The 7,764-nt window shown below is 60.4% G+C and carries 10 protein-coding genes; 5 read left to right on the top strand and 5 right to left on the bottom strand.

The features are described 5' to 3' along the window. Positions 1-207 precede the first annotated feature (207 nt). From Mhypo_RS16600 to Mhypo_RS16580, 5 genes are all read left to right on the top strand, one after another. Positions 208-723, top strand: a complete 516-nt coding sequence (locus Mhypo_RS16600) for a DinB family protein (RefSeq protein WP_119342357.1) — start codon at positions 208-210, stop codon at positions 721-723. Beyond that, positions 723-1,031, top strand: coding sequence for a DUF1905 domain-containing protein (locus Mhypo_RS16595; RefSeq protein WP_240637305.1), 309 nt, complete (start codon positions 723-725; stop codon positions 1,029-1,031). The genes Mhypo_RS16600 and Mhypo_RS16595 overlap by 1 nt, the downstream gene beginning before the upstream one ends. Further along, a complete protein-coding gene (locus Mhypo_RS16590; protein WP_119342356.1) occupies positions 1,028-1,543 on the top strand; it encodes a DinB family protein in 516 nt (171 codons plus the stop codon). Before Mhypo_RS16595 ends, Mhypo_RS16590 begins: the two co-directional genes overlap by 4 nt. Positions 1,544-1,707: 164 nt before the next feature. After that, positions 1,708-3,600, top strand: coding sequence for a biosynthetic arginine decarboxylase (gene speA, locus Mhypo_RS16585; protein ID WP_119342355.1), 1,893 nt, complete (start codon positions 1,708-1,710; stop codon positions 3,598-3,600). A gap of 14 nt (positions 3,601-3,614) precedes the next feature. Beyond that, on the top strand, positions 3,615-4,328 hold the full coding sequence (locus Mhypo_RS16580; protein ID WP_371862147.1) for an FAD-dependent oxidoreductase: 714 nt from the start codon (positions 3,615-3,617) through the stop codon (positions 4,326-4,328). Between the two features lie 38 nt (positions 4,329-4,366). Here Mhypo_RS16580 and mutY read toward each other — a convergent pair whose 3' ends face one another. Genes mutY through Mhypo_RS16555 form a run of 5 tightly spaced genes read right to left on the bottom strand, consistent with a single transcriptional unit; the run spans position 4,367 to position 7,533 of the window. Continuing rightward, the gene (gene mutY / locus Mhypo_RS16575) at positions 4,367-5,365 is read right to left on the bottom strand and encodes an A/G-specific adenine glycosylase (RefSeq protein WP_119342359.1); all 999 of its coding nucleotides are present in this window, start codon (positions 5,363-5,365) and stop codon (positions 4,367-4,369) included. 22 nt (positions 5,366-5,387) lie between these two features. Beyond that, entirely contained in the window at positions 5,388-5,801 is a 414-nt protein-coding gene (locus tag Mhypo_RS16570) for a CoA-binding protein (RefSeq protein ID WP_119342358.1), read from the bottom strand. Beyond that, positions 5,785-6,363: an ankyrin repeat domain-containing protein gene (locus Mhypo_RS16565; RefSeq protein WP_119342354.1), complete on the bottom strand. Its 579-nt coding sequence runs from the start codon at positions 6,361-6,363 to the stop codon at positions 5,785-5,787. Before Mhypo_RS16565 ends, Mhypo_RS16570 begins: the two co-directional genes overlap by 17 nt. Before the next feature lie 34 nt (positions 6,364-6,397). Next, positions 6,398-7,312: a metallophosphoesterase family protein gene (locus Mhypo_RS16560; protein ID WP_119342353.1), complete on the bottom strand. Its 915-nt coding sequence runs from the start codon at positions 7,310-7,312 to the stop codon at positions 6,398-6,400. A gap of 2 nt (positions 7,313-7,314) precedes the next feature. Then, the gene (locus tag Mhypo_RS16555; RefSeq protein ID WP_119342352.1) at positions 7,315-7,533 is read right to left on the bottom strand and encodes a hypothetical protein; all 219 of its coding nucleotides are present in this window, start codon (positions 7,531-7,533) and stop codon (positions 7,315-7,317) included. Between the last annotated feature and the right edge of the window lie 231 nt (positions 7,534-7,764).

Here is a 7,764-nt window from a genome sequence, read left to right as displayed (position 1 = left end):
GCCGCCACATTCGACTTTCACACTTCCGCAGTTCTGGCAAGCTACACTATCTTTGGGCTTCTCTGGGTTATTCACAAATCCAGTTTAGAAGCCCCTTCCTTTGCTCAACCGAATTTTTTATATGACTCCAGTACGTCCCTGCCTATGCAGACTGACATAAATACGCTAAAATCATATTTATAGCCGGGTTGTGCGTAAGGAAAACGTATGAATGATTCTATTTTGGAGGCCCTGCTGGACTCTTATGCGCGCAACAACGCCATCTTGCTGAATCTGCTTCAGGCACTGCCTGAAGGGGGTCTGGATGCACAGGTACTCGAGGGCAGCCCGAGCATTGCGCAGCAGTACGCGCACATGCAGCAAACCCGTCTGTTCTGGCTGGGCCAGGTCGCGCCCGAGTTTGCTACGGGTATGAACCAACTCTTCCGCCAGGCCGGGGAGGAATGGGTGGCCGAACGTGAAACTGCCTGCATCGAGCAAGCACTGAACCAGAGCGCCCACGCCGTGTGTGAGGCGGTACGGGATCGGCTACATACCGGCCAGGCCATGCAGGGGCCACACGCTTCCTACGATCACCCTATTCTTTTGCTTCAACACCTGCTCTGGCACGAGGGCTACCATGTGGGGCAGATCAAGCTAGCCCTTAAGGCTACTGGCTACAGCATGCCGGAGGAAGTGGAAGAAAAAGCCATCTGGAGCCAGTGGCGAACGGAGGTTTGGTGATGATGGGCCTGCAGTTCAGCGGTGAAATCTGGGAGTGGCGCGGGCCTGCGCCGTTCTACTTTGTGACCGTTCCCGAGGAGCAAAGCCAGGCCATCAAGAGTGCCGAACGGTTGCTGACCTACGGCTGGGGCATGATTCCAGTGAAGGTGCGCATCGGAAAGACCGAGTGGAGGACCTCGCTTTGGCCCAAGGACGGTCGGTATGTGCTTCCGCTCAAAGACCAGGTGCGCCAGGCCGAGCGCCTGGAAGTGGGTCAGACGATCACGGCGAAGCTCGAGGTCAGCCCAGAGCGGAACAGGAAGCGATGAACATCCCCGAGATGTACAACTACCTGGTTCGCGCGCGCCGCGAGTTGTGGGGGGTACTCGAGGCTGTCCCAGACGATGTGCTGTCGCGCCCCCTGCTGGCTGGCGAGCGCTTCCACTGCATCAAAGACCTGGTGTTTCACCTGGCCAGCGTGGAGGACTCCTGGCTGCATGAGGACATAATGCGTACGGAGCCGGTGTTGATGAACATGCCGGCCCTGAGGAACACCACCGGCGGACCGGCGTACGCGGGCTTTGCCCTGCACGCCCTGCTGGACTACTGGAAGGCTGTCGAGCAGAGCACCCGGGCCTATCTCACCGCGCTCACCGATACCGAATTAAAGCGGGTGCTGAGCCCGCACGACGACCTCGAGCAGCGCTACACGGTGGAGAGCATCCTGTGGCACGTGATGCTGCACGAAGTGCGGCATACCGCGCAGATAGCTTTGCTGTTGCGTATCCAGGGCATTAAGCCGCCCGCCCTGGACTTGCTGTGGTTCTTGCCTAGGTTTTGAGGCCCTCGACATAAAAGCGCGTTGCGCCTACAGGCTGTTCATGTTTGTGCGGGGTGGCTATAGCATTGGGGGGCAGTTTGCCCTACACTCTCTTCTGGACAGCGCACGGCGAATGCCCCTCTGACATTCCACCCGTAGCCTGTGTGAGGAGACCCGGATTCAAGTTGGAGAAGCTCAAACGTTACACTGCCAAGGATGCCGAAGAAACCTACCTCGTCCCCCACTGGGCGGCGGGGTTTTTTCGGGTAGGGGAGGATGGCGAGCTCGAGGTCACCCCTGAAGGGCCGGATGGCCCCAGCGCTTCGCTGTACGAAATTGTGCAGGATCTGCGCGATGAAGGCCGCCCGCTGCCGGTGATGCTGCGTTTCCCGCAGATTTTAGAAGCCCGGGTCCTGGCGCTCAACGAAGCCTTCAAGCGGGCCATCAAGAAGTACCACTACCACGCCGGTTATCAGGGGCTTTTCCCGGTCAAGGTGAACCAGCGGCGTATGGTGGTCGAAACGGTGGCTCGAGCCGGCAAGCAGTACGCCTACGGCCTCGAGGCCGGTTCCAAAGCCGAGTTGGCCCTGATTCTGGCCCAGGATTTGCACCCCGAGTCCATCATTGCCTGCAATGGCTTTAAAGATGACGACTTCATCCGCCTGGCCCTGATGGGCAAAAAGCTGGGCAAAAACGTGGTGATTACTCTGGAGAAATTTGCCGAGCTGGGGCGGGTTATTCGCATTGCGCAGGAGCTGGGGGTGGAGCCCCAGATTGGCATCCGCTACAAGCTCAAGACCAAGGGTTCGGGGGCCTGGGAGGAGTCTGGGGGCGAGGCGGCCAAGTTTGGCTTTACCACCCCTGAAATTATCCGGGCCGTGGACATCCTGGCTGAAGCCGGGATGCTGGGCACCATTGCCATGCTGCACTCGCATATCGGCAGCCAGGTAACGGATATCCGCCGCATCAAGCAGGCCGTTCGCGAAATAGCCCAGACCTACGTACAGCTTCGCAAGCTGGGGGCTCCGGTGCGCTACCTGAACCTGGGGGGCGGCCTGGCCGTAGACTACGACGGCTCCAAGACTGCCTTCTACGCCTCGGCCAACTACACCCTGGAGGAATACGCCGAAGACCTGGTGTACGTGACCAAGGAAATCTGCGATGGCCACGGAGAACCGCACCCCATCCTGGTGACCGAGTCGGGGCGGGCCGTGACCGCCTACCACAGCGTGCTGATTTTGGAAGTGGTGGATACTATCCGTCCTCCAGGCGAAGAAAAGCTCGAGCAGCCCAAGGATGCCCACCCGGTGGTGAAGGACATGTTCGACCTGGCCAGGGGGATCTCGGCCAAAAATTACCGCGAGGTCTACCACGACGCCTTCGCCAACAAGGACACCATCCAGAACCTCTATGACCTGGGCCTCATCTCGCTGCGCGACCGGGCCGCTGCCGAGGCGCTCTTCTACCAGATTGCCCGCAAAACCCTGAAGCTGGCCCTGGAGCTCGACTACCCTGCCGACGAGCTCGAGGACCTGCAAAAGATGCTGGCCGACAAGCTGGTCTGCAATTTTAGCCTTTTCCAGAGCCTGCCCGACACCTGGGCCATCAAGCAGATGTTCCCCATCGTGCCGCTCTCTCGCCTGAACGAGCGCCCCACCCGCGAGGCCACCCTGGTCGACATCACCTGCGACTCCGATGGCAAGATCGACCGTTTCATAGACACCCACGACGTGCGCAACACCTTGCCTGTACACGAAATTCGTCCGGGAGAACCTTACTATCTGGGGGTTTTCCTGACCGGGGCCTACCAGGACGTGCTGGGCATGAGTCATAACTTGTTTGGCCGCATCGGCGAGGCTCACGTGGTCGTGGATGAAGATGGCTACGACATCGAGCGCTTCATAATAGGAGAGAAAGCCCGCAAGGTAATCGAAAAGATGGGCTACGAGGAGGGTGAACTGGCCGAGGCCGTAGAAAAGCTGGTGCGCTCCTCCAAGAAACTTACCCCGGCTGAGAAGGGATCTTTCATGGAACTGTACGCGCGGGAACTGGTGGGATATACATACCTGGAAGACTAGCCCTAATCGTACCAATGACGCCAATCGCTGACTACGACGTACTGATTGTGGGTGCTGGCTTTGCCGGTTCCGAGGCCGCCTACGCCCTGGCTAAACGTGGGGTGCGGGTGGGGCTTGTGACCACCAGTCTGGACTCGGTGTTTCTGCCCTTCACGCCTATCCAGGCCCCCTTTCCCAGCGGCTCTTTGCTGGCCGAGGTGGGTCAGGAGGGCCTGAAGGGTTGGGAACTCCACAGCAGGGCCAAGTATCGCCTGGAAAACCAGCCCAACCTGCACCTCCTGCAACTCTCCGTGACCGGCTTGCTGCTGGAAGGGCAGGCCGTGGCGGGCATCCGAAGCTGGGAGGGGCCACGCAAAACCGCGCCAGTAGTGGTGCTGGCGGTGGGCAGTTTTCTTTTGCCCAGGCTCTATATTGGCAGCGTGGCCGAGGAGGCCGGGCGGCTCTCGGAGGTGGCTTACCCCGACCTGTACCAGTACCTTCAGCAGTTGGGTTTTGCCTTTATTACCCAGGGGGCCCAGGTTGCTGAGCAGAGCGGAACGCCTGGTTACCGGGTGGAGTACCAGGTTTTCGCGCCCGGCGAGTGGGACTCAGCGACCTTCCGTCTGCATCGCCTGGGGGGGTTGTACGCAGTGGGGCTGTGTGTGCTGGGGCAGGGGACTTATGCCCAGATGGCCGAGGAAGGGATGCGGCTTGCGGAAAGCCTGCAGACTACAGTCAATCGTCGATAGTTGAATGACCATAGACCTATAGACCACGCAACTTGCAACTACAAAAGCCGTAGAGACTTGGTTTCAACCAACTTTAGTATCTTGCGATCCAGCCGCGATAAAGGGCGCTGCCTGGGGTTTTCTTTGGCCTCGTAGGGGGCTTTGTAGACCTGGATGTTCAGTTTGCGGTGCGTGAAGTCGTGGCGAACCGCGCCCACTGGCTCAGCTTTGTCCAGCCCAAAGCGGGCCAGCAAGCGCTCTAAAGCCCCTGGGTCTTCCTCCATCGGAACCCCCCAAAGCCCGCCCAGCACGGGGCCCTGGCGCAGTTCCAGGTGGACGCCCGCAGGCCCCTGCAAGACCAGCGCTACCATCTCGAGGCTTTTCTGCAGGCGTTTTTGGGCGGCAGGGTAGCGCTCGGGGTGGTTCTTTCCCTGGCAGAACGGGGCTACCGGGCAGGCCCCGCAGCTTGGGTTTTTGGGGGTGCAAACCGTGGCCCCCAGCTCCATCAGGGCCTGATTCCAGTTGCCGGGTGTGTCTCTATCGCCTCTGCGGTTCACCAGCTGGGCCATCAGGGTATCGGCGGTTTCCTGCACCTGTTTGGGGCTTGGCTTTTCCCAGGCAAACAGGCGCGACAACACCCGCCGCACATTGCCGTCTACCGTTGCGACGGGCTCCCCAAAGGCCATCGAGGCCACTGCGGCGGCGGTGTAGGGGCCGATACCGGGCAGGGCGAGCAGTTCAACGGACGAGCAGGGAAGCGCCTGGCCAGCGAAAACAAGCTGTTGGGCCAGCTTGTGCAGGTTGCGGGCCCGGGCGTAGTAACCACAGCCCTGCCAGGCCTTCAAAACATCTTCCTGGCTGGCTTGGGCCAGGGTTTCCAGGTTGGGAAATTGCTGCAAGAAGCGCTGGTAGTAGGGAATGGCCTGCTCGACCCGGGTCTGCTGCAAGAGCATCTCCGATAGCAAAATCCTGTATGCGTCAGATTCCCCCCGCCACGGCAGCTTGCGCTTGTGGTGCTGGTACCAGGTAAGCAGGGCTTTATGGAGGTTGCTGGGCATGGAAAAGCCGTGGTTGGGCGGTTCAGCAAAAGGCCTGGCCGAAAAGCTGCCGATGCACAACCATCAAGCAGCGATCCTGCACGACCGGTATGCCGGCCTGTCGCAGGGTTTCGGCAAAGGCCTCGTGCACAATCCCCGATTGTAGCCAGACCAGCCTGGGCTTGACGGCCAGAATCTCCTCCAGGTGGCCCGGCAGGGCCTCGCTCCGCCGGAACACGTTCACAATGTCGATGGGTGGCTCGAGTTCGCTCAGCGTGGCCACAATGGTACGCCCCCAGAGTTCCTGCCCCGCATAGGCAGGATTCACCGGCAGCACGCTGTAGCCGCTTTGGGTCAGATAGTCCGGTACATAGAAGGCCGCTTTGGCGGGGTTGGGATGGGCACCCAGCACCGCAATGGTGCGGGCCTGGAGCAAGAACTCACGCAGATTTTCCACCCAGGCCTCCATCCAAAAGTTCGATGATCTCGGTAAAGCCGGCTTCCTGGGCTACCTGCAAGGGGGTTTTACCCTGAAAATTTGGCAGGCTCAGGTCGGGGTGAGCGTTGGTCAGGAGCCAGCGCACGGCCTCAGTATGGCCTTGCATGACCGCCAGCTGCAAAGCCTGCTCAACCCCTTCTCTGGCTCCATACCTCCATACCAGCTCGAGCATTTCCGGCAGCCCCGAGAGCGCTGCGTGGGGCAGCAAGGGTATGCCGTGGGCGCTTTTGTGCTTTGCGCGTGAGGGGTCACGCTTCAACATGGCCTGAACGGTTTCTACCTGCCCCAGCATGGCTGCGGTGGAGATTTCCAGAGGGGCTCCTCTGGATAGCAGAAACGCCACAATGGCTCGACTCCCCACATGGGCGGCCCCTTGAATGGCTGTTTCGGTATCGCCGGGCCGCCATTCGTGGGCCAGATTTAGCAACTCCGGGGTTTCATCCAGCATAGCCTGCACTTTTGCCAGATCGCCATGTCCAGCAATCACAAACTCACGGATGCGCTCGAGGGAGAGGCTCATGGGGGTAGCTTACAGCAGGCCATCGGCAGTCCGGCTAGACAAACCGCTCGGGGTGGGTGACCTGGTAGAGCCGCCAGGAGTCCCAGTCTCGGGGTCTGGTTTGAGCTTCGGCCCACTGCCAGAAGTGCATTAGCATAGAGCGCGCCGTGCGGGTTTCGTGGTAGAAGATGTCGGCCCCCAGCCCGCCTGCTTCCATCAGGCCCGAGTCGTAATAGGCCTGCAGGGCGACTTGCAGGTTGTAGGGAATCTGGCGAAAGTCCACCTGCACGTGGTTTTCCCCGATTTCCACCACCACATACTGAGCCCTTACGTCGCCGTTGAAGGGCGCCCCCACGGCCCCGCTGTTGAGCACCAGGGCCTCGCCCAACTGGTACATGAAGGGGCGGTGGGTATGTGACCCCACCAGCAGGCGGGCCGGGTAGTCCTCGCTGATTTCCACCAGAGTGCTCAGGGTTTGGTGTTCGTCGTAGCCTTCACGGTAGTGACGGGGCGAGCCATGGGTAGCCCGCACCAGCACGCTTTCACCCAGGCCTTCGGCTTTATCCAGGCCCAGGGCCCGCCGGGGTGCTTCCTCGATTACCACTTGAAAAGGCAGGTTGCCCAGCCAGTCCAGATGGTCCCGAGAGAGCTGGGCCACCGACCAGGCCGTGGGCTCGAACAAGGGGTCGGTGTAAAGGTCGTTGAGCGAAGGGTCGCGCTGGGCCCATTTGACCAACAAGTCGTCGTGGTTGCCCAGGGTAAACCAGAAGCCCTCGGGGGCCAGGGCGCGGCCTTGTTTGGAAGACGACAGGTCCAGCAGACGTTCCAGTACCTCGCGGTTGGAAGGCCCCCGGTTCACGATATCGCCATTGACTACCACCAGCCGGGGCCGGACTTCCTGCAGGTCGGCCAGGACGGCCTCGAGCGCCGGAAGATTGCCGTGAATATCCGACAAGATGGCAACGCGCATACTCAGTTTCCGGGTGCGAAGGGGTTGCGCTGCAGGGTGATGATGCCGGTGACCAGGGCCACTATGGCCAGCAGGCTAACGATGCTCAGGGCCTGTAAAAGCATCCAGAAAAAGTCCCGCAGACCCCACAAGGGAGAGGTTTTGGGGGTTTGGCGCAGTAGCAAAAACCCTGTCAGGGTAATAACCCACAAAAACGCCAGAACCACCAGCGCTCTGCCCACAGCTTTTTAGGATAACAGCCCAACCCAATTCCAAATAGCACAGTTCCCACCATTGCGCCAAACGCTACATGCGTGCGTTCTACAGGAGTACAGGCTGCTTCACTTGCCATCTGAGTTGTCGGGGTTTTCCTCGTCGCCGGGGCTGGAGTCCCCTGAACCCGAACCAGGTGTCCCACTGCCGGGTGGGGTTCCGGCAGTGGGACACCTGGTTCGGGTTCAGGGGACTCCAGC

The sequence above is a fragment of the Meiothermus hypogaeus genome (genome assembly GCF_003574035.1).
GTDB classification, from domain to species: domain Bacteria; phylum Deinococcota; class Deinococci; order Deinococcales; family Thermaceae; genus Meiothermus; species Meiothermus hypogaeus.
Note: the sequence above shows the minus strand (reverse complement) of the source record. Positions and strands in the feature narration are given on the sequence as shown.

Coding starts and splice junctions, on each gene's coding strand:
- Mhypo_RS16600 (WP_119342357.1), top strand. CDS start 208: ATGAATGATTCTATTTTGGAGGCCCTGCTGGACTCTTATGCGCGCAAC.
- Mhypo_RS16595 (WP_240637305.1), top strand. CDS start 723: ATGATGGGCCTGCAGTTCAGCGGTGAAATCTGGGAGTGGCGCGGGCCT.
- Mhypo_RS16590 (WP_119342356.1), top strand. CDS start 1,028: ATGAACATCCCCGAGATGTACAACTACCTGGTTCGCGCGCGCCGCGAG.
- Mhypo_RS16580 (WP_371862147.1), top strand. CDS start 3,615: ATGACGCCAATCGCTGACTACGACGTACTGATTGTGGGTGCTGGCTTT.
- mutY (WP_119342359.1), bottom strand. CDS start 5,365: ATGCCCAGCAACCTCCATAAAGCCCTGCTTACCTGGTACCAGCACCAC.
- Mhypo_RS16565 (WP_119342354.1), bottom strand. CDS start 6,363: ATGAGCCTCTCCCTCGAGCGCATCCGTGAGTTTGTGATTGCTGGACAT.
- Mhypo_RS16560 (WP_119342353.1), bottom strand. CDS start 7,312: ATGCGCGTTGCCATCTTGTCGGATATTCACGGCAATCTTCCGGCGCTC.